35 protein-coding genes are annotated in these 24,500 nt (G+C 57.1%); 17 read left to right on the top strand and 18 right to left on the bottom strand.

The features are described 5' to 3' along the window. The first annotated feature begins 171 nt into the window (after positions 1-171). A complete protein-coding gene (locus GS636_RS19750) occupies positions 172-1,059 on the top strand; it encodes an AEC family transporter (protein WP_171671849.1) in 888 nt (295 codons plus the stop codon). Positions 1,060-1,151: 92 nt separating this feature from the next. Beyond that, a complete protein-coding gene (locus GS636_RS19745) occupies positions 1,152-1,523 on the top strand; it encodes a VOC family protein (RefSeq protein ID WP_171671847.1) in 372 nt (123 codons plus the stop codon). A gap of 72 nt (positions 1,524-1,595) precedes the next feature. Here the strand turns inward: GS636_RS19745 and rpmE are convergent, their stop codons facing one another. After that, a complete protein-coding gene (gene rpmE, locus GS636_RS19740) occupies positions 1,596-1,817 on the bottom strand; it encodes a 50S ribosomal protein L31 (RefSeq protein WP_170428949.1) in 222 nt (73 codons plus the stop codon). Positions 1,818-1,828: 11 nt separating this feature from the next. Then, on the bottom strand, positions 1,829-2,212 hold the full coding sequence (rplS, locus tag GS636_RS19735; protein WP_152457026.1) for a 50S ribosomal protein L19: 384 nt from the start codon (positions 2,210-2,212) through the stop codon (positions 1,829-1,831). A gap of 381 nt (positions 2,213-2,593) precedes the next feature. Here rplS and GS636_RS19730 point away from each other — a divergent pair, with 381 nt between their 5' ends. Next, positions 2,594-3,394, top strand: coding sequence for a GH25 family lysozyme (locus tag GS636_RS19730; RefSeq protein WP_171671845.1), 801 nt, complete (start codon positions 2,594-2,596; stop codon positions 3,392-3,394). Here the strand turns inward: GS636_RS19730 and GS636_RS19725 are convergent. The 11 genes from GS636_RS19725 to ffh form a co-directional block, all read right to left on the bottom strand. Beyond that, positions 3,391-3,816 carry a hypothetical protein gene (locus GS636_RS19725; protein WP_171671843.1) on the bottom strand — a complete coding sequence of 142 codons (426 nt, stop codon included), beginning with the start codon at positions 3,814-3,816 and terminating at the stop codon, positions 3,391-3,393. The genes GS636_RS19730 and GS636_RS19725 overlap by 4 nt on opposite strands. A 139-nt stretch (positions 3,817-3,955) precedes the next feature. Continuing rightward, the gene (trmD, locus tag GS636_RS19720; protein WP_171671840.1) at positions 3,956-4,765 is read right to left on the bottom strand and encodes a tRNA (guanosine(37)-N1)-methyltransferase TrmD; all 810 of its coding nucleotides are present in this window, start codon (positions 4,763-4,765) and stop codon (positions 3,956-3,958) included. After that, positions 4,762-5,577, bottom strand: coding sequence for a hypothetical protein (locus GS636_RS19715; protein WP_171671838.1), 816 nt, complete (start codon positions 5,575-5,577; stop codon positions 4,762-4,764). Before GS636_RS19715 ends, trmD begins: the two co-directional genes overlap by 4 nt. After that, complete coding sequence (rimM, locus tag GS636_RS19710) at positions 5,577-6,080, bottom strand: ribosome maturation factor RimM (protein ID WP_171671835.1); 504 nt, start codon at positions 6,078-6,080, stop codon at positions 5,577-5,579. The genes GS636_RS19715 and rimM overlap by 1 nt, the downstream gene beginning before the upstream one ends. Then, positions 6,073-6,222, bottom strand: a complete 150-nt coding sequence (locus GS636_RS19705) for a hypothetical protein (RefSeq protein WP_171096206.1) — start codon at positions 6,220-6,222, stop codon at positions 6,073-6,075. The genes rimM and GS636_RS19705 overlap by 8 nt, the downstream gene beginning before the upstream one ends. A 6-nt stretch (positions 6,223-6,228) precedes the next feature. After that, on the bottom strand, positions 6,229-6,864 hold the full coding sequence (gene bluB, locus GS636_RS19700; RefSeq protein ID WP_171671832.1) for a 5,6-dimethylbenzimidazole synthase: 636 nt from the start codon (positions 6,862-6,864) through the stop codon (positions 6,229-6,231). Positions 6,865-6,876: 12 nt separating this feature from the next. Then, positions 6,877-7,266, bottom strand: coding sequence for a 30S ribosomal protein S16 (rpsP, locus tag GS636_RS19695; protein ID WP_170388164.1), 390 nt, complete (start codon positions 7,264-7,266; stop codon positions 6,877-6,879). 67 nt (positions 7,267-7,333) lie between these two features. Next, positions 7,334-7,630: a chorismate mutase gene (locus GS636_RS19690; protein ID WP_050605269.1), complete on the bottom strand. Its 297-nt coding sequence runs from the start codon at positions 7,628-7,630 to the stop codon at positions 7,334-7,336. Next, on the bottom strand, positions 7,627-8,166 hold the full coding sequence (locus GS636_RS19685; protein ID WP_171671830.1) for a GNAT family N-acetyltransferase: 540 nt from the start codon (positions 8,164-8,166) through the stop codon (positions 7,627-7,629). Before GS636_RS19685 ends, GS636_RS19690 begins: the two co-directional genes overlap by 4 nt. Beyond that, complete coding sequence (locus tag GS636_RS19680) at positions 8,163-8,699, bottom strand: GNAT family N-acetyltransferase (RefSeq protein ID WP_171188868.1); 537 nt, start codon at positions 8,697-8,699, stop codon at positions 8,163-8,165. The genes GS636_RS19685 and GS636_RS19680 overlap by 4 nt, the downstream gene beginning before the upstream one ends. Beyond that, positions 8,700-10,208, bottom strand: a complete 1,509-nt coding sequence (ffh, locus tag GS636_RS19675; protein ID WP_171671827.1) for a signal recognition particle protein — start codon at positions 10,206-10,208, stop codon at positions 8,700-8,702. Positions 10,209-10,460: 252 nt separating this feature from the next. Here ffh and GS636_RS19670 point away from each other — a divergent pair, with 252 nt between their 5' ends. After that, positions 10,461-11,357: a sulfotransferase domain-containing protein gene (locus tag GS636_RS19670; RefSeq protein ID WP_171671825.1), complete on the top strand. Its 897-nt coding sequence runs from the start codon at positions 10,461-10,463 to the stop codon at positions 11,355-11,357. On the opposite strand, the gene GS636_RS19665 is transcribed toward GS636_RS19670, so the two are convergent. Beyond that, the gene (locus GS636_RS19665; protein ID WP_171671823.1) at positions 11,344-11,865 is read right to left on the bottom strand and encodes a hypothetical protein; all 522 of its coding nucleotides are present in this window, start codon (positions 11,863-11,865) and stop codon (positions 11,344-11,346) included. The genes GS636_RS19670 and GS636_RS19665 overlap by 14 nt on opposite strands. 185 nt (positions 11,866-12,050) lie before the next feature. On the opposite strand from GS636_RS19665, the gene GS636_RS19660 reads away from it, so the two are divergent. Next, positions 12,051-12,581, top strand: a complete 531-nt coding sequence (locus GS636_RS19660) for a prolyl-tRNA synthetase associated domain-containing protein (RefSeq protein ID WP_171671820.1) — start codon at positions 12,051-12,053, stop codon at positions 12,579-12,581. On the opposite strand, the gene GS636_RS19655 is transcribed toward GS636_RS19660, so the two are convergent. Next, on the bottom strand, positions 12,582-13,319 hold the full coding sequence (locus tag GS636_RS19655; protein ID WP_171671818.1) for an aspartate/glutamate racemase family protein: 738 nt from the start codon (positions 13,317-13,319) through the stop codon (positions 12,582-12,584). It lies immediately after the preceding gene. A 71-nt stretch (positions 13,320-13,390) separates the two neighbouring features. Beyond that, positions 13,391-13,972 (bottom strand): FMN-dependent NADH-azoreductase, encoded by a 582-nt coding sequence (locus tag GS636_RS19650; RefSeq protein ID WP_171671817.1) that lies wholly within the window; start codon positions 13,970-13,972, stop codon positions 13,391-13,393. Between the two features lie 120 nt (positions 13,973-14,092). On the opposite strand from GS636_RS19650, the gene GS636_RS19645 reads away from it, so the two are divergent. From GS636_RS19645 to GS636_RS19635, 3 genes are all read left to right on the top strand, one after another. Beyond that, positions 14,093-14,971, top strand: coding sequence for a LysR family transcriptional regulator (locus GS636_RS19645; protein ID WP_171671816.1), 879 nt, complete (start codon positions 14,093-14,095; stop codon positions 14,969-14,971). Further along, positions 14,968-15,882 (top strand): DMT family transporter, encoded by a 915-nt coding sequence (locus GS636_RS19640; RefSeq protein ID WP_171096185.1) that lies wholly within the window; start codon positions 14,968-14,970, stop codon positions 15,880-15,882. The genes GS636_RS19645 and GS636_RS19640 overlap by 4 nt, the downstream gene beginning before the upstream one ends. 126 nt (positions 15,883-16,008) lie before the next feature. Then, positions 16,009-16,422, top strand: a complete 414-nt coding sequence (locus GS636_RS19635) for a universal stress protein (RefSeq protein ID WP_171096183.1) — start codon at positions 16,009-16,011, stop codon at positions 16,420-16,422. Here GS636_RS19635 and GS636_RS19630 read toward each other — a convergent pair. After that, positions 16,419-16,754 carry a metalloregulator ArsR/SmtB family transcription factor gene (locus GS636_RS19630; protein ID WP_171188883.1) on the bottom strand — a complete coding sequence of 112 codons (336 nt, stop codon included), beginning with the start codon at positions 16,752-16,754 and terminating at the stop codon, positions 16,419-16,421. The genes GS636_RS19635 and GS636_RS19630 overlap by 4 nt on opposite strands. 357 nt (positions 16,755-17,111) lie before the next feature. Between GS636_RS19630 and GS636_RS19625 the strand changes: the two genes are divergently transcribed. From GS636_RS19625 to GS636_RS19595, 7 genes are all read left to right on the top strand, one after another. Beyond that, positions 17,112-18,011: a LysR substrate-binding domain-containing protein gene (locus GS636_RS19625; protein WP_171671815.1), complete on the top strand. Its 900-nt coding sequence runs from the start codon at positions 17,112-17,114 to the stop codon at positions 18,009-18,011. A 200-nt stretch (positions 18,012-18,211) separates the two neighbouring features. Continuing rightward, the gene (locus GS636_RS19620; RefSeq protein WP_152457046.1) at positions 18,212-18,544 is read left to right on the top strand and encodes an AtpZ/AtpI family protein; all 333 of its coding nucleotides are present in this window, start codon (positions 18,212-18,214) and stop codon (positions 18,542-18,544) included. 2 nt (positions 18,545-18,546) lie between these two features. After that, a complete protein-coding gene (locus GS636_RS19615) occupies positions 18,547-19,305 on the top strand; it encodes a F0F1 ATP synthase subunit A (protein ID WP_171096177.1) in 759 nt (252 codons plus the stop codon). 48 nt (positions 19,306-19,353) lie between these two features. Beyond that, the gene (locus GS636_RS19610; protein ID WP_005981269.1) at positions 19,354-19,578 is read left to right on the top strand and encodes a F0F1 ATP synthase subunit C; all 225 of its coding nucleotides are present in this window, start codon (positions 19,354-19,356) and stop codon (positions 19,576-19,578) included. A gap of 86 nt (positions 19,579-19,664) precedes the next feature. Further along, positions 19,665-20,216 (top strand): F0F1 ATP synthase subunit B', encoded by a 552-nt coding sequence (locus GS636_RS19605; RefSeq protein ID WP_171096175.1) that lies wholly within the window; start codon positions 19,665-19,667, stop codon positions 20,214-20,216. A 5-nt stretch (positions 20,217-20,221) separates the two neighbouring features. After that, complete coding sequence (locus tag GS636_RS19600) at positions 20,222-20,782, top strand: F0F1 ATP synthase subunit B (RefSeq protein ID WP_171671814.1); 561 nt, start codon at positions 20,222-20,224, stop codon at positions 20,780-20,782. Between the two features lie 176 nt (positions 20,783-20,958). Next, complete coding sequence (locus tag GS636_RS19595) at positions 20,959-21,813, top strand: hypothetical protein (protein ID WP_171671813.1); 855 nt, start codon at positions 20,959-20,961, stop codon at positions 21,811-21,813. Between the two features lie 42 nt (positions 21,814-21,855). On the opposite strand, the gene GS636_RS19590 is transcribed toward GS636_RS19595, so the two are convergent. Next, positions 21,856-22,626 carry a FadR/GntR family transcriptional regulator gene (locus tag GS636_RS19590; protein ID WP_171671812.1) on the bottom strand — a complete coding sequence of 257 codons (771 nt, stop codon included), beginning with the start codon at positions 22,624-22,626 and terminating at the stop codon, positions 21,856-21,858. Between the two features lie 149 nt (positions 22,627-22,775). On the opposite strand from GS636_RS19590, the gene GS636_RS19585 reads away from it, so the two are divergent. Together GS636_RS19585 and GS636_RS19580 are read left to right on the top strand one after the other, a co-directional pair. Continuing rightward, the gene (locus tag GS636_RS19585; protein WP_171671811.1) at positions 22,776-23,969 is read left to right on the top strand and encodes a PLP-dependent aminotransferase family protein; all 1,194 of its coding nucleotides are present in this window, start codon (positions 22,776-22,778) and stop codon (positions 23,967-23,969) included. A gap of 26 nt (positions 23,970-23,995) precedes the next feature. Beyond that, a complete protein-coding gene (locus GS636_RS19580; protein WP_253284813.1) occupies positions 23,996-24,421 on the top strand; it encodes a hypothetical protein in 426 nt (141 codons plus the stop codon). The last annotated feature ends 79 nt before the right edge of the window (positions 24,422-24,500 follow it).

The raw sequence follows: 24,500 nt of genomic DNA, 5'->3' as shown, positions 1-24,500 counted from the left end.
CCACTATATGTTGTGTCGCGTTGGAAGGAAAGAACCTCAAGCGGCGGTTTCGGGCAATATCAGACCCTATTTTGGAAAACCCTGCGCGGTGCGCGGGTTACGGGCGCGCGCTTGCCAATGTGCCGGACCTGATTCACAGTCAGCTTGCATGTTGAGCAGGGAGAATGCAGTTTGGAACACCTGTTCCTGAACGTTTTGAACGTGGTTTTGCCGGTCCTGATCTGCGCCGGGATTGGCTATGGCCTTGCGCTGATTCACGCTCCCTTCGACAACAAGGTGATCGGTGGGATCGTCTCAAAGGTGGGTTATCCTACGCTGATTATTTCGCACCTTTCGACGACCAATTTGGCTGTAAGCACTTTTCTGGATATGATGACCGCTGCCGCTTTGGCGGTGGCAGGGTTCGGTGTGTTGGGTTTCGTCGTCCTAAAGGCCCTGCGCCTGCCGGTCAGGGCGTTTCTGACGCCGTTGATGCACGGAAACGTTGGCAATATCGGTCTGCCAATCACCCTGCTGGCACTGGGTGATGCAGGTATGGCCTATACGATGGCGTTTGTGGTGGTTGTGCTGATCAGCATCTTTACCGTTGGGATGTGGATTCCGGCCGGAGAGTTCTCGCCCCGGAAACTGGCTTCTTCACCGATTATCTATGCCGTAGCGCTTTCGCTGATCCTGATGGCGACAGGAACCAGTTTGCCGCAGCCGATTGCAAAATCTTTTGATATTCTGGGAGGACTGTCGATTCCGCTGATGTTGCTGACATTGGGTCACACCTTGGCGACATTGCAGGTCAAAAGCCTGGGACGGGCGATTACATTAACGCTGATGCACCTAGTGATGGCCGTTGTCATCGCCAGCGCTTTGATCTGGCTGTTCGGGTTTACGGGACCGGAACGGGGCGCTTTGATTCTGTGCTGCCTGATGCCGTCGTCTGTGGCGACCTATCTCTTCATCGATCAGCATGTACCGGAATACGGGCCAGATGTGGCAGGCTTCATTCTGGTCTCGACATTGGCGACAATACTGGTGCTTCCGGTGGCACTGTCCTACTGGATCTGACACTCGGCAATGCCATTTTCGTGACTTGTAACCCTTTGACGCCTGACCGACTATGCCCGGTAAATCATACAGTATTCAAAAGGGCTCCACTTATGATCGGATATGTAACCATCGGCGTTTCCAACATGGACGCCGCCAAAACATTCTATACTTCGCTGTTCGAAGACAATGGCGCGCAGGTTTTGATCGATGCTGGTCGCATTGCCTTTATCGGCAATAATCCGGGGGCCCCGATGCTGGCCGTGTGCGAGCCGTATGATGGCAATGACTGTGCGTCAGGAAATGGCAACATGGTGTCTTTCGCTGCCGATACAAAGGAGGCCGTTTCCGCAATGTATGACAAAGCGATCAGCCTTGGCGCGACAGACGAAGGCGAGCCCGGGCAACGCGTGCCGGACCGGTTTTATGCTGCATATGTGCGGGACCCTGACGGCAACAAGCTTTGTTTTTATGTCTTCGGTTGAAGCCGGATTAAGCCCAGGCAAGAAAAAAGGCCGCCCGATGGGGCGGCCTTTCGCATTTCATTTCGGTCAAGCTTAGAAGCCCAGACCTTCGTATTTCTTTTTGAACTTCGACACGCGGCCGCCAGCGTCCATCAGGCGCGACGAGCCACCGGTCCATGCCGGGTGCGAAGAGGGGTCGATTTCCAAAGCCAGCTGGTCGCCTTCTGCGCCCCAGGTGGATTTCATCTGAACCACGGTGCCATCGGTCATTTTGACGTTGATGACGTGATAATCGGGATGGATGTCTTTTTTCATCTTTCCGCTCCTTACGCCTCGGCGCCAGCCTTGGGCTTGTAGTTGGTGACTTCTGCGATACGTGCGGATTTACCGCGACGGGTGCGCAGATAGTACAGTTTGGCGCGACGGACGCGGCCACGGCGGACAACGGTGATGCTGTCAATGTTGGTCGAGTACAGCGGGAACACACGTTCCACGCCTTCGCCAAACGAAATTTTGCGAACGGTGAACGAACCGGCAATGCCATTGCCGTTGTTGCGCGCGATGCAGACGCCTTCGTAGTTCTGCACACGGGTGCGCGACCCTTCGGTCACCTTATAGCCGACACGGATGGTGTCACCGGCTTTGAAGTCGGGGATGTCTTTCCCCAGGGCGGCAATCTGTTCCGCCTCAAGCTGTGCGATCAGGTCCATCGCAGGTACTCCTATCTGCTCGTGGTTGGTCCACGAAGTTTGGGCACGGCCTGAGAGCTCTTGGTCTTCATCGGGTCCTGCACGCAGCCCGCCAGAGGTCAGATCGACTGTTCCTTAAGTCCGGTTCCATCTGACACATCCCTGCCGAAGAAAGCTGGGCGTTACGCCATGATGCAACCCAAAACACCGGAGTCGCAGATTGCGGCACCGGATTGCGGTCGTTTAAGGGGATTGTACGCAGGGATCAAGAGCAAATCGCATCGAATTGCCGGGCAATACTGGTGGGATTCCGCCAGTCGCAAACTGCAGCGTTGCCTTGCCTCTCAGATCAGGCATTCTGAGACAAATTGAAAGAGCAGAATTTAAGACAGGACTTCAAGGATGCGAATTGCATTTGTGCTGGCAGTTTCGGCTGCTTTGCTTGTGTCATGCGGGCGCGGTGGACCGAAGCCTCAGTCCGTCGAGCCTGTGCCGGGCGTGGACCGGACAGCGCCGTCGGTGATTTACCCCGATTTTGGTGACGCTGATCCGCATGATTGGGAGGGCCGTCATCCCGGCCTGTATCCTATCCATGGTCTGGACGTTTCGCGTTGGCAGGGGGCAATAGATTGGCGCAGGGCCAAAGCTTCGGGTGTGAGCTTTGTGTTCATGAAAGCAACCGAAGGTGGAGATGTGGCCGATCCGATGTTCGATGACCACCGGCGCGGCGCACAAGCCGCCGGTGTGCCTTGGGGAGCTTACCACTACTACTATTTCTGTCGTTCGGCCCGTGAACAGGCCCGTTGGTTCATCCGCAACGTTCCCAAAGGCGCGGACTTACCGCATGTGTTGGACATGGAATGGACGCCGCATTCGAAGACCTGCACCTTGCGGCCCGACGGCAAAACCGTTCGCGCCGAGGCGCAACGGTTCCTGGATATTTTGGAACGGCACTATGGTCGTCGTCCCATTGTCTATACGACTGTGGATTTCTTTGAAGATACCGACATCGCCCGCCTGCCAAAGACCGAGTTCTGGCTGCGTTCGGTTGCCGGCCACCCGCGTGAGGTTTACCCGCGCACTGTTTGGCGTTTCTGGCAGTACACTGGCACCGGGTTAGTGCCAGGTGTTCAGGGCAGGGTGGACATCAACGCCTTTAACGGCACGCCAGAAAACTGGGCCAGATGGAAGGCCAAGCCTTAGACCTTCGGCGTTCCGTAGGTTTCAATCGTACCGCCGCTGACCAGATGATCCAGCCGTCGCTCGCGTTCTTCGCCATAGGCGTTGCGCAGCCAAAAGGACTCACCCGCGCTAAGCTCGCGGCGTTCAAAACCACGTTCGCGCAGGCAGCGGTCCACCTGATCGATCTCACCCTGTACGCGCAGCCCGTCTTGCATCGGGGCGGTTACGGCTGGTCCGATAATGATTCCCCAAAGGAGAATGTTAGTCGCATACCCCCCGATGACTGCGGCGTTCCCACCCTCATCTGCTTCTTGTGAGCAGGAATCGACCGCAACCCGCGCTGAGTGCAGATTGTGGCCAGCTTGTGTGGGAACAGACATTCCGAGTGGCTTTGTTGTGCAGGCCGAAGCGGCCAACAACGCGCCAAGCAATAGCTTTTTCATAATGTAGTCAGTCTCACTTCAATCTTTATCGCCCACGAATCCTATGGGCCCAGAAATTGAATAGATTGAGGCGTTCTCAACTTCAAATGGCAAACGGACAAAGAAATTTTATGCGGCATCCCCGCCACATCCCTGTCCTTTAGTCCGGTTTTCCGGGCTTGGATTTTACATACTCTGCCCAGATGTCGGGACGTCGATCGCGGGTGATATCTTCTGCCATTCTGTGACGCCATTCCGCAATGCGGCCATGGTGACCTGACATCAAAACCTCAGGGATTGGGCGCCCTTTCCAGTCTGCGGGGCGTGTGTATTGCGGGTGTTCCAGCAGGCCCGAGGAAAAGCTTTCTTCCTCGGTAGAAGCCTGATTGCCCAGAACGCCGGGGATCAGACGAACGGTCGCGTCGATCAGAGCTTGCGCCGCGATTTCCCCGCCGGTCATTACAAAGTCACCCAGCGATACTTCCTGTACCCCGTAGTGCTCCAATACCCGCTCGTCCACACCTTCGAAGCGGCCGCACAACAAGGTCATGCCATCGCATCGAGCGAGGTTCTGCATCATGCGCTGGTCCATGCGTCGCCCGCGCGGACTAAGGTAGATAAGAGGCCAATTGCCATGAACACCCGCCATCGTATGTTCAATAGCTTCACCAAGAACATCCGCGCGCAGCACCATGCCAGCACCGCCACCGGCTGGCGTGTCATCGACGTTGCGGTGCTTGCCAACGCCGAACTGCCGCAGGTCGACCGTCTCGAGCTGCCACAAGCCTTCCTGCAAAGCCTTGCCAGTCAGGCTTTCGCCCAGCACTCCGGGAAAGGCTGTCGGAAACAGCGTGATGATCTTTGCTTTCCAGACCCCGTGCAAATCCGGCGTCGGAGTCATCAGTTCACGCGGTTTCAAAGTCGGCCGGATCGCTTTTCGGCCGTGGGATTTGCTGGGTTTGTCTGTCATGTCTGGCGGGCCAGTTCGGTCTGGGCAGTTTGGATCAAAGCCTTCTTCTGGGTGATCAAAGCGGCTTCGTCCAGTGATGAACGGTTCAAAGACAGCATTTCCTGCAACACCTCGTCAGAAAAGCTGGGGCTTACGCGTGCAGGACCTCGAAGCAGCGCAGCTTTCTCGGGCGGCAGATCCAGGAAATTGGCAAACGGCGCACCTGCTCCGAGGGGATGGTTCTGCACCTGTTCCAAAAACGCAGTCTCGACGGTGATGGTCGGTAGCCGATCCCTGATCGTGTCTGCAGTTTCTTGCAACGTGGGCAGATGCGCCAAATCAGAGCAGAAACCGTCCAGATCCTGCACGATCCGAGTTTGGTGCAGATCATGAGCCCACAGGCTGCGCAGCCACGCCTCGCGCTGGCGCAGAGACAGGTAGACAGTGATATCGACCTCGTCTCCCAGAAGTCGTCGGCGCAGCACACTGACCAGCGTCTCGGCCAGTTCGGGTGCGGCCCCATAACCTTCCTCCCGGTTTCTGCTGGGGCGCAGGCCCAGAAAGTTCTCTTCGCTCAGGATCAGGCCCCGGCGTTCGCCAAAATCCAAACCGTCCAAAAAGGTTTGAATTTGTCCACCAAACCCGGCCAGCGTCGCGTCCAGCCGATAGATTGAATGGCGAGTAGCGGCCTCGCTCAGCCCGGACTTGCGGGTTTTGTAGGGTAGAACCAATGCAAAGCGGGGCCAGACCAATTCACGGTTTTCATGCAGAAACGACTGTGCTGCGGTCATGCCTGTCTTGTGCAGGCCCAGATGCAGCAATATGCGCCGCATTAGATCAGACCTTCGGGCGGGTCAGCCACAATACGGCCTTGCTCAAGATCCACCGTTGGCACCACTTGCAGCGTAAAAGGCAGCAGAACGGTGGATTTCAGACCCGGCCCATGCAGTTCCAGCAAATCTGCGGCGCCGTGGTTCTGTACGGATTTGACTTTGCCCAGCAGCGTGCCACCGGTGTCATAGACATCCAGTCCGATCAGGTCGGTGTGATAAAACTCATCATCGGGAAGCGAAGGCAACTGGTCGCGCCGCGCAAACAGGCGCAGACCGTTCAGCGCGTCGGCCTCTTCCTTGGTTTCGACCCCTCCCAGACGTGCCGCAAATCCATTTTTGATGGTGCGGGTCAGAACAATCGGATAACGCTGGTCGCCGGTCTCATCCGTTAGTGGAGAGTAGTGTTCGATATCTTCGGGCACGGCGCAAAAGCTTTTCAGACGCACTTCGCCGCGCACGCCGTACGACCCCGCAACGCTGCCGACGCAGATCAGATCACTCATTGGACGCGCCTGTTGTCAAACAAATCCCGTTTCTCCATTCGCCAAGGCCTTCGCAGGCTTCGCGTTGATTGTTGCGTTCGAAGAACACGCCGACAATAAAGGCGATCAGCAGCAAAATGGGAAGTCGAATCAATCCGAACATGGGACCTTACCGTGTTTCGATCGCCAGGGATTGGGCTCGGTTTTCCCAGCCTACCTGTTCCAGTTCCGGTGTGTCTGATACCTGTTCAGGCCATCCAACGCAGAAGTATCCGATCAGTCGCCAGTCTTCTGGCACGCTCAGATCGCGTATCATTTGGTCGGGATCCAGGATCGACACCCAACCCAGTCCCAACCCCTCGGCCCGCAAGGCTAGCCAGAACAGTGTGATTGCCGAAACAACAGAGTAACGCCGCATCTCGGGCATTGTGCCCGCACCCAGCCCCATGCCTTTGTCGGTGCTGTCGTCGCAGAATACGGCCAGTTGCACGGGGGCCTCTTGCATCCCGGACAGTTTCAGGCGGCTGTAAAGCTGCGCCTTGTCACCGGAATACCCCGCCAGCGCATCATCGTTGGCAGTTTGGAAATTCTTCAGCGCGGCAGCGCGGGCTGCTTCGCTTTCGACGCGGATCACGCGCCAAGGTTCGCTGAGCCCCACCGAAGGGGCCAGTTGAAATGCGTCGAGGCAGCGCGCCAGCACTGCCTCGTCCACGGTGTCGGTGCGGAACCGGCGCACATCACGCCGGAGCCGCAACAACAGGTCAAACTGCGTGCGAAAATCGTCGGTGAAAGTCTGATCCCGCACGCGCTTGCCTGCTTATTCTTCTGCAGCCGCTTCTTCAGCCGGTGCAGCCGCCGCTTCGGCAGCTTCAGCAGCCTTTGCAGCCTTCTCTTCCGCGCGTTCCTGAGCTTTCTTGCCCGGGGTGCCCTTGTTGGGGTTGTTGCGCTCGGCTTTTTCACGGGTGCCCGCAGCTTCCAGCATACGCGCGATACGGTCGGTGGGCTGAGCGCCCTGATCCAGCCAGTACTGGATGCGCTCCATGTTCATTTTCACGCGCTCTTCGCTGTCTTTCGGCAGCAGCGGGTTGTAGGTGCCCAGTTTCTCGATGAAACGGCCGTCACGGGGCATGCGGCTGTCAGCAGCCACGATGCGATAGAAGGGACGCTTTTTCGAGCCGCCGCGGGCGAGACGAATTTTCATTGCCATGGTGGTATCTCCTTTGAATGGCATCACGCCGGAGGCGTGTCTTTTGTTGAGCCGGCGTAGATGCCGGTTAGTTCTGGTGTTTCTTATGGTGTCGGATGACTTCCTGAATGATGAAATTCAGGAAAGCCTTGGCGAAATCGGGGTCCAGATCGGCCTCTTTCGCCAGGTCTTCTAGCCGTGCGATCTGCGCCGCTTCGCGCGATGGATCGGACGGGGGAAGGTCGTGTTCGGCCTTGAGCTTGCCAACGGCTTGCGTGTGCTTGAACCGCTCGCCCAGCGTATAGACAAGGATCGCATCCAGCCGATCGATGCTTTCGCGATGCTCTTTCAACAGCGTGGCAGCCTGTGTCACGGGGTTGGTCATTGGCCGGTCCTTTCGGTGGTCAGGTCAATCTGCGGGTGGCGCCAGATTTGAGCGTGCTTGCCCAGTAGCTCGGCATTTTCAAGCTCCAGCGTGGCTCCAAGGCGTTCTGCCAAAGCGCGCGAGCGGTCGTTGGCATGGGCGATGTACGAGATCACGCCGTTCAGCCCCTGTTGCCGCGCTGCATAGTGGCGTGCCGCTTGCGCCGCCTCAAATCCCAGCCCTTTGCCTTCGGCCTCGGCCATAAGGGTCCAGCCCAGCTCGGGCTCGGCCCAGCCGGGGGCATCGATCATACCGGCCCATCCAACAAACGCGCCGCTGGACATTTCGGTCAGGTGCCACAGGCCAAAGCCCTTCAGAGCCCAATGTCCAAGGCGTTTCACGAGCGAGTCCCAGCTGCCAAGCTCATCCTTGGGTCCGCCGACCATATGGCTGCGCTCAGTCGCGAAGAATGCTGTCATCGCAGGTAGATCGCCCAGATGTGGCGCGCGCAAGATCAGACGCTCGGTCTCGATGGTAGGGATGGTGAACGAGGTCATGCGTATGCCTCCATCCCGCCTTGTAGTTCATCTGGGTGCGGGTGGCGATAAACGACATCCTCGGGAGACGGGCGCGCTGCGTTTTGATCCTCAATTGCGCCGAGCCTCTGTGCCAAGGCGATTGAACGCGTGTTGGGCGCATCAATATAGCTGACCAGTGTTGCCAAACCGGCGTTTTGAAAAGCCCAGTCGCGCGCGGCGCATGCCGCTTCGAATGCAAAACCCTTGCCCTCATAGTCGGGGAAGATGCACCAGCCGATTTCCGTCTCGGGGAATTTCGGGGGTTTGTTGATCCCGACCTGGCCAATGAACTCACCGGTTTCCGTCAAGTCGACGGCCCATGCACCAAATCCGAGAAACTGCCAACTGGCTACGTCCGAGCCCAGCATTGACCACAGGTCCTGCGCCGAGTACGGCCCATCCATATATTTCGCCCACTCCGTCGCAAAAAGCGCTGCCATCGGCTCGAAGTCTTCGAGCCGGTGATGGCGCAGTGTAAGGCGCGTTGTGGTTATGGTGGGCGCGGTGCTCATTTACTTTTTCTTGCCGAACCCGCTGAGGCCCTGAGGCAGGCCCATGCCGCCGCCTAATCCGGGCAGGCCGCCGGGCATCTTGCCGCCCATCGCCTTAGCCGCTTGTTCCAACGCCTTGGGGTCCATGCCTGCAGCCATTTCCTCGGGCGAGGGGCCGCCTTTGCCGAACATGCCTTTCATGGCCTGTTTCAGCATCTTGCCTTTGCCCATCTTGCCCATCTTTTTCATCATGTCCGACATCTGTCGGTGCATCTTGAGCAGCTTGTTCAGGTCGCTGACCTCCATGCCCGAGCCTGCCGCGATCCGCTTTTTACGGCTCGCCTGCAATAGCTGAGGGTTGGCGCGTTCGCGTTTGGTCATCGACTGGATCATGGCGATCTGCTGACGCAGGATTTTGTCGTCCAGTCCTGCCTGGTCCATCTGTTTGGCCATTTTGCCCATGCCGGGCATCATGCCCATCATGCCCTGCATACCGCCCATCTGGATCATCTGTTCCAGCTGCATTTTCAGGTCGTTCATGTTGAACTGACCTTTGACCATGCGCTTCATCATGCGCTCGGTCTGTTCCATCTCCATCGTTTCCTGGGCCTTTTCGACCAAGGCAACAATGTCGCCCATGCCCAGAATACGACCGGCGATCCGGTCCGGCTCGAAGGTTTCGAGCGCGTCCATCTTTTCGCCCAGACCGACAAAGCGAATGGGCTTGCCGGTGACCGCGCGCATCGACAGCGCCGCACCACCGCGCCCGTCGCCGTCCATCCGCGTCAGGACCACGCCGGAGATGCCGACCTTGGCGTCGAATTCCTCGGCCACTTCAACGGCGACCTGACCGGTCAGGCCGTCGACGACCAGCAGGGTTTCGCGCGGGTCGACCACGTTACGGACCTGCTCGACCTCGTCCATCAGGACTTCGTCGATATGCAGACGGCCTGCGGTGTCGAGCATATAGACGTCATAGCCGCCGAGCGTCGCCTGTTGTTTGGCACGTTTGGCGATATCGACGGGCTTCTGGCCCGGCACGATCGGAAGGGTATCGACGCCGACCTGTGTGCCCAGAACCGCCAGCTGATCCATCGCCGCCGGACGATAAACGTCGAGCGAGGCCATCAGGACCTTCTTGCCCTCTTTCTCTTTCAGGCGTTTCGCCAGCTTACCGGTGGTGGTCGTCTTACCCGAGCCCTGCAGACCCACCATCAGGATCGGGGCAGGCGGGTTGTCGATCTTCAGCTTGCCGGGGTCTTCTTCGCCGCGCAGGGTATCGACCAGCGCGTCATGCACGATCTTGACGACCTGCTGGCCGGGGGTAATCGACTTAGTAACAGCCTGACCTGTCGCATGTTCCTGAACCTTTTTGACGAAAGCGCGGGCTACTGGCAGCGAGACGTCGGCCTCAAGCAGCGCAACCCGGACCTCGCGCAGGGCGGTCTTGACGTCTTCTTCGGACAGAGCGCCCTGTTTGGTCAGCCGGTCAAAGACGCCAGAGAGGCGTTCGGATAGATTTTCAAACATGCCTTCGGCCTCCTTAGCCGGTTATCTGATGGCGTGCCCTACATAGGATGCGCCGGTTAAATGCACAAACGCCCCCACGGGCGAAACTCGCTGGTGGGGGGCGATCCCTGAACGACTCAAGGGACCGGAAGATCGAAAGGCTTCCGGATGATTGGCGGTCGTTTACGCCTTGGGGCCGGGTGAGTCAAGATAAGCTATGTGAAGCCTGCTGGTGTAGGGTACTTTGATCAAAACAAGCTTGGGGAGGGGGCGATGAAGGACGATCTTCCGCAAAAGACAACGGATTATGTTGGCGAGGTGACCAACACCGATATCTGGTCTGGTTTCGAGATACGGCCGGACGATATCTTTGTGTGCACGCCACCTAAATGCGGCACGACGTGGACGCAGACCTTGGTGCGAATGTTGATCACGCAAACCGCTGATCCCGGCGTATACGACAACAAGATTTCACCATGGCTGGATTGCGGCTTTCGCGACAGGGAGGAGCAGGCAAAAACGCTGAACGCGCAAAGCCATCGGCGCTGCATAAAGACACATACGCCGCTGGATGGAGTTACCTTTTCGCCTGATGCGCAGTATCTTGTTGTGCACCGCCATCCCGTCGATGTGCATTTGTCAATGCGTAGTCATGTCGAGAATATGAAGGCCGATTGGTTGGATTACCTCTTTCCCGATGATCTTTCAGAAGCCTTTTCCATGTTTCTGGATCGACCGGCTTCATCAAAAGGCACCGACGATCTGACACTTGGATCATTTATCCATCACTTCCGATCCTTTTGGACCTTCCGTGAATTGCCCAATATTCATTTCCTGCACTACGCAGAGCTTAGCCGCGATCTACGCGGACAAGTCTCGCGCCTGGCCAACATCATGGACACCGAGATTAGCCCGCAGCTGGTCAATGACATCGCCGAGGCGGGTAGTTTCGGGTCGATGAAGAACAATGCGCAGCGTCTGGAGCAAACGCCCGGGTTCACCAGTGGGTTTCACGACTTTGCACAGTTCTTTTCTTCGGGCACCAGCAACAAGTGGGAAGGCAAATTGACGCCTGAAGATATGACCAGGTACGACGACCGCATGTCCGAGCTGGTTTCACCTGAAGAACGTCTGTGGTTGGAACGCGGCTTAGCCTCTAGCCCACGCTGACGTCTTGGTCGCCTTGGTTGGACGCGGGCAGCCAACCATTCACAGCTTCAGCCAGCCGATGTGAGCCTGACCCGCTGACATATGCCTCGACAATGGGATGGCGGCCAGCGCTCATTCCCTCGTCCAGGATCAGCACTGGGCGATACATCGTCGACGTGCGCTTGCCGTTTCTGGACTTTGTGCTTTCGACCTCGGCATGAGATAAGCTGGACAGCTTATGTTCGACGGCCTCATAGCCAAATACGGATTGGCGGCGGATCAGGATGCTGTTGTCACGACGATCCAACACGACCTGAACGCGTCGAACAAACGCGCAGAAAGCACCTAGGCCCATTCCGCCCCCAAAAACAGCGAAGAAGAGGCCAAACCAGATGCCCTCGCCACCTTCACTGGCCATGAACAGGCCAGCACCTACAAAGGCGAGTATGAAGAGGACCAGTGTGATGCCGATGAACCATGGCGTGTTCGACAGGATCAGTTGGTCAGGGGTGTTGCGCGTGACTTTCATGGCGGAACGCTACAGCACTTTCTGGTGCTGTTGAAGCAAAGCGCAGCGCTTGCGCCTTTGAAAAAACTGCGCGCACGCGACAAACAATTCCTGCGGCAATGGATATATGTGGCCTTCCCGATCGCTGATTGCAGGCAGGGGCGTTCTGTGGCACAGCGCGGAAAATTCAGTGCAAGGAGACCGGGATGGACGCTTCATCCGCTTTTCAGGACACGTTGCCTTTGAGTTCCGATGCGTTGCTGGCGCAGTTGGATGATTGGGGTTTGGCCTATCGTCTGCATACGCATGTGCCGCTGCGCACGGTTGAGGATTCGAAAGCAGTCGAAGATCAGTTCATGGTTCCCGGCGAAAATGCGTTACGGGTGAAGAACCTGTATTTGCGCGACAAGAAAAAGCGCAACTATTTGGTGACGCTCGAGCAGAACCGCGAAATCGATCTCAAGGCGCTGGGTGCGGAATTGGGTGTCGGAAACCTGTCTTTCGGGTCGGCAGACCGCCTGATGCAGAATCTCGGCATTCGGCCTGGGGCGGTTAGTCCGCTGGCGATGATCAACGGGGTTCAAAACAATGTACGGTTCTTTATGGACGCGGCCGCCAAACAAGCCGAAGTGATCTACATGCACCCGCTGGTCAATGACCGCACGGTGGCCCTCAAGCAAGCTGACGTGATGGCCTTCTTTGATCACATCGGATGCGAGGTGACCTGGCTGTCCTGATCACCCGAGCGCCTCTTTCAGCGCGGCAGTGACATGTGCGGCTGACGGGTTGACGAACAGGTGCCCTTCCGCCTCGAAAACCGGATCATCAAGGTGGGTCGGAAACGCCAATGGCAGCTCGGTACAGGCCAGCAGAATTGCCGTTCCTTTGGCTGCGTGTTTGTTGCAAAAAGCAAGTAATCTCGTACGCGCTGTATCGGACGCGCCGCCATAAAAGTCGCTGTCAATCATGGCCTGCATCTCGGCTATTTCAGGTTCGGGCAGGCGATCATTTGCAGCGATACCCTCGGCGGCCAACCGATCTGCGTAGTTCGTGGCCTGCATCGTCACAGAAGTTCCCAAGACCAGAGCCTCGGATGCGCCGGTGCTTGCCGTGGCGTCGGCGGTTGCGTCAAAGATACTGAGAATAGGCATGGAAACGCCTTGCCGGATTGCGTGCAGCCGGGCGTGCGGCGTATTTGAGGCTATGATTCCGAAGTCGCAGCCCGCGCGTTCCAAAGTCAGCAGAGCATCGCGGAACACGTTGTCAAATTCCGCCCAGCTTGCTTCATCCCCGGCGACACCGCGCAAAGCGCGTGTCTTGGCCTGAGTGACGGATTCAATGGTCATGGGCGGGACTGGTAAAGGAGAGCCGTGACCCAGTTGCGCGAAGTGGCGCCCTGCGCCTTCTGCAATGGCCCGGTAATAATCGACGGTCGAAGCCCAGCCCACACCGCCCAGAATGCCGATTTTCTTCATAAGTAACGCCCAGCCTGCTCATTTGCATGAACGGCAGACTGGACGTTTCTATTCTTTTTGACCAGAGCCAATCAGGCTGCGAGTTCGGCAACGGCCTTCCGGGCGCTTTCCAATGCAGCTTCGGGGTTTACCGCCATCTGATCCGCAGCGATAACCTCTACGTCATGAATGCCGATAAAGCCCAGTACGTGGCGGGCATAGTTGGTGGCAAAATCCGCCTCGGACCCGACGGGGACACCACCCGAGGCAAGCGCCAGAATGGCGCGTTTGCCTTCCAGCAAACCCTTGGGGCCGTTTTCAGTATAGGCAAAGGTCAAGCCTGCGCGGGCAACCAAGTCTACCCAGGCTTTGAATGCGGCAGGAACCGAAAAGTTGTAGATCGGAAGCCCAATGACGATGGTGTCGGCGTCTTGCAATTCGGACACCAGTTCGTCGGACAGGGCCAGTCGGTCACGCTGTACGTCGTCGCGCTGATCGGCCGGGGTGAAGTTGGCGGCGATCCAGTCCTCGGTCAAAAGCGGCAGGGGCGTGGCCAGATCGCGGCGGATGATGCGCTCTGCACCCAGCTGCTGGACCACACGGCCGGACAGATCGCGGGTCGTCGAGTCTACGCGGCGGGCCGATGAGTCGATGTGAAGGATAGTTTTGGGCATTGTTCAGGTCCTTTGGGTCAGGGAAATCTTGTCCTGCCCCCAATATGATTATTGCGTTTGTGAACAAAACTCGGATACATCAACAGTTATTGTTGGAAATTGCACAGTGACGTTATTGCCATGGACAATTGGGACGAAGTGAGAACCGCATATCAGGTGGCGCGTATGGGGACAGTCAGCGGCGCGGCCGAGGTTCTTGGTGTTCACCACGCCACCGTGATCCGCCATATTGATGCGATCGAGGCTCGGCTGGGTGTAAAATTGTTCCAGCGTCACGCACGCGGATACACACCGACCGAGGCGGGCGACGATCTGTTGCGCGTCGCACAGGCCACCGAAGATCAGTTCAACCAGCTTGTTGGTCGGATGAAGGGCCGGGGCGATGACGTTTCAGGCGAATTGGTGGTGACATCGCTTGGATCACTTGCGCCGTTGGTTGTGCCCACGCTTACAGCGTTTCAAAAGATGCACCCGGATCTTATCGTGCGCTACCTGACCGGCGACCGGCTTTTCCGACTGGAATACGGCGAGGCGCATGTGGCGATCCGCGCGGGATCAGCCCCGGACCAGCCGGACAACGTTGTACAACCATTTCGACAAGAAGAAGTGGGCCTTTACGCCAGCACCGCATATGTCGAACGCTTTGGTAAACCGTCAGGTATTGAGGATTTCGGCAACCATCATTTCGTCAGTTCTGACGACGAAAGCAGCCGCGCGCCGTTCACCCGTTGGCTGCGTGCGACTGTTCCGGCGGGTCGCATAACCTTCCGCTGTACAAACAACTTCTGTATGCGCGAGGCTGTCCTGGCCGGGGCGGGTATAGGTTTCATGGCCCGCTGGGAAGCGGCCCGCCACGACAATCTGGTCGAGGTGATAGACCCGCTTCCAGAGTGGTTCGGAAACCTGTGGCTCGTGACCCACGTGGATTTACACCGCACCACCAAAGTGCAGGCGTTCCTCAGTTATCTCAAAGAAGAAGCCAAAGGTTGGCAGCCATGAGCCCTCAGGCTCGTGGTCATCTGGCCATGCTGACCTTTTCAGCCCTTGTTGCGGGCAGCTTTTCGCTGGGATCCATGATCGCGAACGAGATTGCGCCTGCCGCGCTGAATGCAGTCCGATTTGCGATTGCCGCTGTGGTGATCGGCGTGGCGGCTTTGGCCACAACTGGTTTGCCGCGCAGCGCTGCGCAAGCCCCGTGGCGTTACCTGGTGTTAGGTGGGTTATTTGCCACCTATTTCGTCCTGATGTTCTACGGATTGCAAACTGCCCCACCGGTCAGCGCTGCTGCGGTGTTCACCCTTACACCGGTTGTTTCAGCGGTCGCGGGATGGGTTTTGTTACGACAGATCACCACGCCGCGTATGGCGCTGGCATTAACCATTGGCGCCGTAGGGGCACTTTGGGTGATCTTTCGGGCCGATTGGCAGATGTTCCGTGCCTTTGAGATAGGGGGTGGTGAGATCATCTATTTCTGGGGATGTGTCGCCCACGCAATCTATACGCCGATGGTTCGCAAACTGAATCGTGGCGAGCCCGCTGTGGTGTTCACCTTTGGCACTTTGGTCGCCGGATGCCTGCTTCTGACCGTGTTTGGTTGGTCTGATCTGAGGGCAACCGACTGGAGTGCGCTGCCGGTCATCGTTTGGATCGGCTTGTTTTACATTTCTTTCTTTGCAACGGCTGCCAGCTTTGTGTTGGTGCAGTTCTCGTCTTTGAGGCTGCCGTCAGCGAAGGTCATGGCTTATACCTACTTGGTACCAAGTTGGGTTATTCTTTGGGAAATCGCTTTGGGCAAAGCTGTACCCACAGGCTTGATATTGGGCGGTGTTGCGCTGACAGTCATCGCTCTGCTGATGCTGTTGAAAGAGGAAGCGCCGCTTGCAATGCCGGTGCGAAGGACCGCAGAATAGCGCTGCACTTTCGCTAGAAGGTGCTTCCAAGCTCAAATGCATTCCAAATGTAGAATTTGTTGAGCCAGATCAAGGTTCGGGGCAGGTCCCTCCAATACACTAAGATTTAGGTGAGAGGAGGAGATTATGTTTAAGCATATCATGCTGCCGATAGACCGGCACCTGCCGCCCGAAGTCCGTAAAGCTGCTGATATCGCGGCGCAAGTTGCGAAATGGCAAGGTGCTAAAATCACTCTGGTCAGCGTCACCGGCGCCCATTTGGGTGAATCCACAACAACCGAAGCCGAGATTGACAAGGATCTTGCGAAGTTTACTGAAACGCTCGCCGCCGAAAGCGGTGCTAAGGTTGCCACTCGCAAAATCCATTCAGTCGACGTCGCCGCCGAAGTGGACAGCGACCTGACCCGGGCCGCAGAAGAGCTGGGCGCTGATCTGATCATCGTGGGAACCCACGCTCCGCGGATCACCGACTATATCTTTTCAAGTCACGCGGGTTATCTGGCCAAACATGCCAGCATGTCGGTTTTTGTGGTGCGTTAAGCGTCGTCCGACGTCGGAAGCTCAACTTCCAAAAACCGTTCGAACGCGTCCAGATTGACGGGTTCGAATTGTCCGAACCCCTGCATCCAAACCGAAGCGGCGCGCAGGGCGTCGGGCTCCAGCTTGCACCATTTCACCCGTCCGCGTTTTTCCTGAGAAATCAACCCGGCCTTGGTGAGGATGACCAGATGTTTGGAAATCGCGGCCAATGACATCTCAAAAGGTTCGGCGACATCTGTCACGGCCATGTCGTCCTCTAGCAGCATTGCCAGAATGGCACGGCGCGTGGGGTCGGCGAGGGCAGCAAACACAATGTCGAGCGGATCAGTCATTGCCCTGTCATAACCGCTTGGGGCAAGGGCGGAAAGGGCGTTACAGCATCGGATGGCGATAGTCGTCGGTGGGGAACCGCAGGTTTAACTGCTCTGTCGCGCTTGCGGTCAGGCCGATGTCGCGGGCCATACGCGCGTTTGGGGGCAAAGGTGTCGCATTAGTACGAGAACGCGAAGCTGGGCGACATTTCTGCAGTATACGTTTAATAAACTGATGCGAAACTACAGAGAAACTTCTTTGAGTCTTTTCCATGATGGCACCTTTGTCACTGTATTTACGAAAAAATGCGTGAATTCGAGCAGCCAATCAAAATCAATTACTTGACTTATTATGTGCCAAAAAAGCACATATTTGGGATGGCCCGTGTATTACCTCCACTGAACGCACTGAAAGCATTTGAAGCGGCCGGACGGCACGAAAGCTTCAGCCGTGCAGCCGACGAGTTGAACGTCAGCCATTCGGCCATTAGCCGCCATGTGCGGGGGTTAGAGGACCGGCTTGGCGTCTCTTTGTTTCGGGATTTGCCCCGTGGAGTCGAACTGACCTTGGAAGGGCGTGGCTTGCTGTTGCGGGTGATGAGTGCGCTTGATGAAATCGCCGAGGCCACTGAGATCGTTCGTCAAAGGCCCGAAGGCACACTCACCATCAGTTGTGAGCCGCTGTTCGCCATGAAATACCTTATCCCCCGGCTGCCGGGTTTCTATTCAGCTTTCACAGGGGTTGAGCTAAGGCTGGAGGCCTCACGGGCGCTGGCGGATGTCGAACGACATGATGCGGATCTGGCGATCCGGTTTGCGCATCGCGGTGTGCTGGATATTCCGTCAGACCTGATCAGTGATGAACCACTTTTCACCTATGCCACGCCGGATCTGAGGCCCGAGGGGTGGGACAGCCCCGAACAGGTGCTGAACTATCGTTTGTATCGCGATCGGATCGGAGAAGTCTGGCCGCGCTGGGCAGAAGTGGCCGGGTTTGAAATGCCACAGTCCGGCATGAACGGTTGGCGGATGGAAACGGATCTGTCTCTGACGGCAGCCGTTAGCGGGCTGGGCGTTTTTCTGGGATCAGAAGACTGCGTCCTGAGTGATCTGCAAGCTGGTCGCTTGATCCGGTGCTTTCCCATCGGATTCCGAGAGGGAAGTTTCCGGCTGGTTCTGGGTGCAGGTGCAGTGCGCCGCAGAACGGTACAGGCGTTCCGAACGTGGTTGCTGGATGAAAGTGCGAACCTGCGCGGCCAACCCATCCTGCGGGAATAATCAACTCTTTGGTTGAATATGCAGATTCAATGCATTTTGAGGCTTGGGAAGGTTTCTGCGACTCTCAGGCATCATGCCGATGTCAATAAAGTGAATTAAAAACAATATCTTAACCTGCGTCAATCGGGGCGTTCAATAGCGTTGACTCTTCGCCCGTCGCGCCTTAGCACCATGCCCAAGACTGTATGAGGGAAACGCCCGTGACCGATGACGACCAAAAGCAGCGTATGGCGCAGCTGGAGGCCAAGATCGAAGCGGCGAAAAAGGCCAAAGCGCCCAAGCCTCGTGCAGATGCTGACGTGTCCGGGGGCGAGCTTGCCTGGAGGATGGTCATCGAAATGGTATCCGGTCTGGGGATCGGATTTGGCATCGGATACGGGCTGGACAGCCTGCTCGGGACGATCCCGATCTTTCTGGTGCTGTTCACATTGCTGGGCCTTGTCGCGGGCGTGAAGGTTATGCTCCGCAGCGCGAAAGAGGTTCAAGAGAAACAAACGGCGGCAACGGCTGCCGAGAAGGACGAGAGGGACTGAACGTGGCAACTGAGACCACCGCAGCAGAAGGCAGCAGCCTGGTTTTCCACCCGATGGATCAGTTCATCGTGAAACCGTTGTTCGGCGACGGTGCGGTCGGCATGTTCACTGTGACCAACGTGACCCTGTGGCTGTTCTTCGCGATCCTGGCGGTAATCGCCCTGCTGGTGCTGCCGACGTCCAAACGCGCGATTGTCCCCACGCGGATGCAGTCTGTTGCAGAGCTGACTTATGGCTTCATCTACAAGATGCTGGAAGACATCTGCGGCAAGGAAGGCGTTAAGTTCTTCCCTTATGTCATGACCCTGTTCATGTTCATCGTCTGCGCGAACTTCCTGGGCCTGATCCCGACATCGTTCACCACCACATCGCATTTCGCCGTGACCATCCCGCTGGCGTTGGCCGTGTTCCTGACCGTGACGGTTCTGGGCTTCGTCAAAAACGGAACGGCGTTCCTGGGTCTGTTCTGGGTGTCCAGCGCACCGATGGCACTGCGCCCGATCCTGGCGATCATCGAGCTGATCTCGTACTTCGTACGTCCTGTCAGCCACTCTATTCGTCTTGCCGGTAACGTCATGGCGGGCCACGCGGTTATCAAGGTTTTCGCAGGCTTTGCTGCGATTGCCGTGATCTCGCCCGTGTCCGTTCTGGCGATTACTGCAATGTATGGTCTTGAGGTCCTCGTGTCCTTCATTCAGGCCTACGTTTTCACCATTCTGACCTGTGTTTACCTGAAAGATGCGCTGCATCCTTCGCACTAAGGTCCGATACCCAAACATCGAAACTTCCAATTCGTAAGGAGATACATCATGGAAGGCGATCTCGCACACATCGGCGCAGGCCTGGCAGCAATCGGTTCCGGCGCAGCCGCAATCGGGGTGGGCAACGTTGCAGGCAACTTCCTGGCCGGCGCCCTGCGCAACCCTTCGGCGGCTGCTTCGCAGACCGCAACCCTGTTCATCGGTATCGCATTCGCAGAAGCCCTGGGGATCTTCGCATTCCTGGTCTCGCTGCTGCTGATGTTCGCCGTCTAATCTGCGGAACCTGATCCTTACGCGCAGGTGGGCCCAAGCCATAGCGGCCCACCTGTTGTAAAGACAACGTTCCGACGGAGGACATCATGGCGACTGAACCCATTACGAAAGAAGTAGCTGGCTCGTGCGTTGACTCCTATGGCTCTGCCATCGGTATGCCGCAGCTCTGCTTCGATTGGTTCCCCAACCAGATTTTCTGGCTGGTCATTACGCTGGTCGTCATCTTTCTGGTCCTGTCCCGCGTGGCTCTGCCTCGCATCGCGGCAATCCTGGCTGAACGTCAGGGGACCATTACCAACGACCTGGCTGCGGCCGAAGATCTGAAGGCCAAGGCGGTCGAGGCTGAAGAAGCCTACAACAAAGCGCTGGCCGATGCCCGTTCTGAGGCACAGCGTATCGCAGCGGAAGCCCGCGCCGAAATTCAGGCTGGTCTGGATGACGCGATAGCAAAAGCGGATGCGGAAATCGCTGCAAAAGCGGCTGAATCGGAAAAGGCAATTGCCGAAATCCGAGCCGGTGCGCTGGAAAGCATTCAAGTGGTTGCCAAGGACACGGCTGCCGAACTGGTCACAGCACTTGGCGGCGAAGCGGATGCGGATGCCATTGCCGGTGCCGTAGATGCGCAGACGAAAGGATAAGTGACATGCGGAACACTCTTGCTCTTATCCTGATATTTGGTGCGGCCAGCCCAGCCTTTGCGGCCAAAGGCCCGTTCTTTTCGCTTGGCAACACGGACTTTGTTGTCCTTCTGGGCTTTATCGTCTTCATTGCGGTTCTGTTCTACTTCAAGGTCCCCGGCATGATCGGTGGGGCGCTGGACAACCGTGCCGAAGGCATCAAGTCCGAGCTGGACGAAGCACGCGCCCTGCATGAAGAAGCACGTAGCTTGCTGGCCTCGTACGAGCGCAAGCAGCGCGAAGTTCAGGGGCAGGCCGATGCGATTGTTGCTGCGGCCAAGGAAGACGCGGCTCTGGCAGCGGAACAGGCGAAGGTTGACCTTGAAAAGTCGATTGAACGCCGTCTGGCTGCAGCTCAGGATCAGATCGCTTCGGCTGAAGCGTCTGCTGTGAAAGAAGTGCGTGATCAGGCCGTTTCGGTCGCAGTTGCTGCGGCGGGTTCGGTTCTGGCCAAGCAAATGACTGCAGCACAAGCCAACAAACTGATCGACGCGTCGATTGCAGATGTAGGCACCAAGCTGCACTGACGGTTGACCCGCCAGACAAATGATACAGTTGACCCGGGGGCGTTTCGCTTTCGGGTCTTTTGTTTTGTGGCGAGTTCTGCTTGATTTGAAGCACACTCCGAATCCTGCCAACCGTTGGGGAACTGGTCGACAGGGAAGCTTTGCAGCTAGCGTGATAATACAGGGAAAGACAGACCGTGTCGGGCGACGCAGTTTCGATGAATATTGTAGGCGTGGTCAGAAATGGTGGCGCGGCGCTGATCGACACGATCAACAGGATTCAAAACCTGTCTGCTCAGTTGCACCGGTATTCGGTCATCATTGCGACCAACGACAATTCGGACGATACGAACCGTGTATTGAACGACTACGCCGAACGAAACCGGCATGTCGACATCATTCAGCTAGACGGGCTTGTTTCTAGATTTCCTGACCGGATTGAGCGCATCACTGTGGCTAGAAATGCCATACTCAACAGGCTGGAAGCAAAAGACGATGACAACGAGCTGACCCTCGTGCTGGATCTGAATGGTCCGAATACGTGCCTGGACGTTCAAGCGGTTCTGACCGCCGCAAAAAGGGTCACTCCTTTGTGGGAAGGTGTCTTTGCCAATTCCAAACCTGCATATTACGACATTTATGCTCTGCGCTGCCCCGGCTGGTGTGATGAAGACGTCTGGCAGCGCATTCAGAGCACGCGCAGGCCTTTGTTCGGGCGCCGGAAATGGCGCCGGGCGTTGCTGAAGTCAGCGGTTTATGAGCGCCAATTCCATATTCCAACCGAAACTCCGCTTATACCGGTCGACAGCGCGTTTGGAGGTGCCGGGTTGTACAAAACCCGTGCGCTCCGGGGCTTGCGCTATTCGTGCCGCGACGAAAAGGGGCAGCGGGTGTGCGAACATGTGATGCTTCACAAACGGCTTCGGGACCGTGGCGCAAGGCTGTTCATTGACCCGGCCCTGACAACAGTGGCCCTTGATCGTCATTTGGGAGAAGGCAGTGGAAAACCCTTTCCGCGCCACCTGCTCCCCGCTGCAACAGGGGCCGCTTAGTCGCGGCGTATTCCACATTCGACCGGCAAATGAAGGTGGCGCTTAGGCCCGCCCGGTTTCATGTTGCAATCGTTGTTGTGCAATGGCTTCGTTCCGATCCGTCTTCCTTTGATCGGCCATGCAGCGTTCGACAAAATCAAGGTGCTGTTCAATTGCGGTGCGCGCGGCCAAGGGATTGCGTGCCTGTAACGCGTCATTGATGGCCCGATGCTGGTCCAAAATCGCTTCGCGCGTGGCGCGCTGTTGGAACATCGTCTGACGGTTGTAGAACACACCCTGCACCAACAAATCATACATCGAGCGCATCATATGCAACATGATGACATTATGGCTGGCCTCGATGATGGCCATATGGAATTCAGCATCCAGTTGCGCCTCGTCATCCGCTGCATTCCGGTCGTGGGCCGCTTGCATCTTGTCAAAGATCGCCTGAACCACTTTCAGGTCGCTCTCGGATCCTTGGCGCGCAGCCCTTTCCGCTGCCAACCCTTCCATGTCGCGGCGAAAAGACAGGTAATCAAAAACCGCTTCATCATGGCTGCCAAACAAACGGATCAGTGCAGGGGAAAAGGCCGATCCCAGAACCTCGGCCACGTAGATCCCAGATCCTGCCTTGGCGGTCAGCAACCCTTGCGCCTGAAGCTCAGATATTGCGTCGCGTAGGGACGGGCGCGACACACCCATCCGCTCGGCCAGTTCACGTTCCGAGGGGAGACGTTCGCCAGGGCGCAGGATGCCGCGCAGGATCAGAAGCTCGATCTGGCGAACGACAGCAAGCGAGAGTTTTTCGGTTTCAACTTTGTGAAAGGGCATATTGGTTCCGCAATTGGTCAAGTCATTTGACCACGGGCATGGGGCAGGTTCAAGAACACCTGTTCACATCGGCTGAAATAATAGGTCAGCATTATTGACTTTAAATCATCTGGCAATAGGCTGCCCGAAACTGAGATCGGAGGAGCCTCATGTCCCAACATCCCTTGTTTGCCACCCGGGCTTCCCGGATGAAGGCATCAGAAATCCGAGAGCTGCTGAAACTGCTCGACCAACCAGGGATCATTTCCTTTGCAGGCGGCATTCCGGATCCAGCGTTGTTTCCCGCCGATGCGTTTGCACAGGCGTTTCAAGCAGCGCTGGGGCCAGAGACACAAGCGCAGGCACTGCAATATTCGGTCAGCGAAGGTTATGTCCCGCTGCGCAAATGGCTGGCGCAGCACATGCGTGAAATCGGAGTGGCGTGTGACATCGACAACATTCTGATCACGTCGGGATCGCAGCAGGCGCTGGATTATCTTGGCAAGCTGTTTTTGTCGCCCGGCGACACCGCCCTGGTTGGCTGGCCCACCTATCTGGGCGCGCTTGCAGCGTTCAACGCGTATGAACCCCGGTTTGATCGGCTGAACGGCAACAGCGGGGCCGAAGAATACAAGGCAGCAGCCGGGGATGGGGCGGTGAAATTCGCTTACTTGTCGGCGGACTTTGCCAATCCAACCGGCGAAACTCTGGATCTGCAAGGCAGGGAAGCTTTGTTGGATCTGGCAGAAGAGTTGGATTGCGCCATAATCGAAGACGGGGCCTATCAGGCGTTGCGCTATGACGGGGATCCGATCCCACCAATCCTGTCTTTGGAGCTGGCTCGTAAAGGTTCAATTGAAGACTGTCGGACGATCTATTGCGGTAGCTTTTCAAAAACCCTGTCTCCGGGGCTGCGCATGGGATGGGTTGTGGCACCCAAGCCGATCATATCTCAGTTGGTTTTGTTGAAGCAGGCGGCGGACCTGCATTCGGCGACCATAAACCAAATGGCCGTTCATGACGTGGCGCAAGCGTGCTTTGACAGCCATATTCCCCAAGTGCGTGCGGTTTATCAAAACCGTCGTGATGTGATGCTGGACGCGTTGGAACAGCATATGCCCGACGGGGTCGAGTGGACCCGGCCCGAGGGCGGTATGTTCATTTGGGTCACGCTGCCTGCTGAGGCTAGTGGGTCTGAATTGCTGGCGCGTGCGTTGGACACGGTGAAAGTGGCCTTTGTGCCGGGTCAGGCATTCTTCCCGGATGGCAGCGGCGCAAATACCATTCGCCTGAGTTTTTCAAATTCTGACGAGGCAGCAATCCGCGAAGGTATTCGTCGGTTGGGTGAAGTACTGCGGGCCTGATACGCAGAAAGGATCTGTTAACCAAAATGCTGCAACTCTGCGGCATGATCCGGTGTCTTGCCCCTTTGTTGTTGGCCGCCTGTGCGGCCGGAACCCCTCATTTCCGCGACGTGCCTGCCACGCGTGTATCGGTGAATGGCAGCGTGTTCGACGTGCGCGTGCGCGGTGAGCTGGCCGAAGCGGTTCGGGTCAACGCGCAATACGCGCCACGGCTGGGTCCGGTCCGAGACCGGGCCGCCCTTGCGATGGCTCAGGTTTCGGGGTGTCCGATTCTGGATGTGCTGGGCGATGCGGCGGTAACGGTTGGGGTTTTGGGGTGTGATCGAGACGCGGGCGAGCGGTTGCTGTTAACCGCTGTTTCTACGCCCAATTATGAATGCATTGACTATGGCATCTACGAAAACGTAGGGGATGACTACGGCTATCAGGTCTTTGAGTGCACCCCATATTGATATACGCTTGTTTTTGGGTATTTCGGCAAGATATTGTGGATAACTCAAAATGATATCCCATATCCTGCGCAACTCCGTT

Origin of the sequence: Ruegeria sp. HKCCD4884, assembly GCF_013110855.1 — a bacterium.
In the GTDB taxonomy this organism is placed as follows: domain Bacteria; phylum Pseudomonadota; class Alphaproteobacteria; order Rhodobacterales; family Rhodobacteraceae; genus Ruegeria.
The sequence above is the reverse complement of the archived record's forward strand: the minus strand, read 5'-3'. Positions and strand labels throughout refer to the sequence as shown.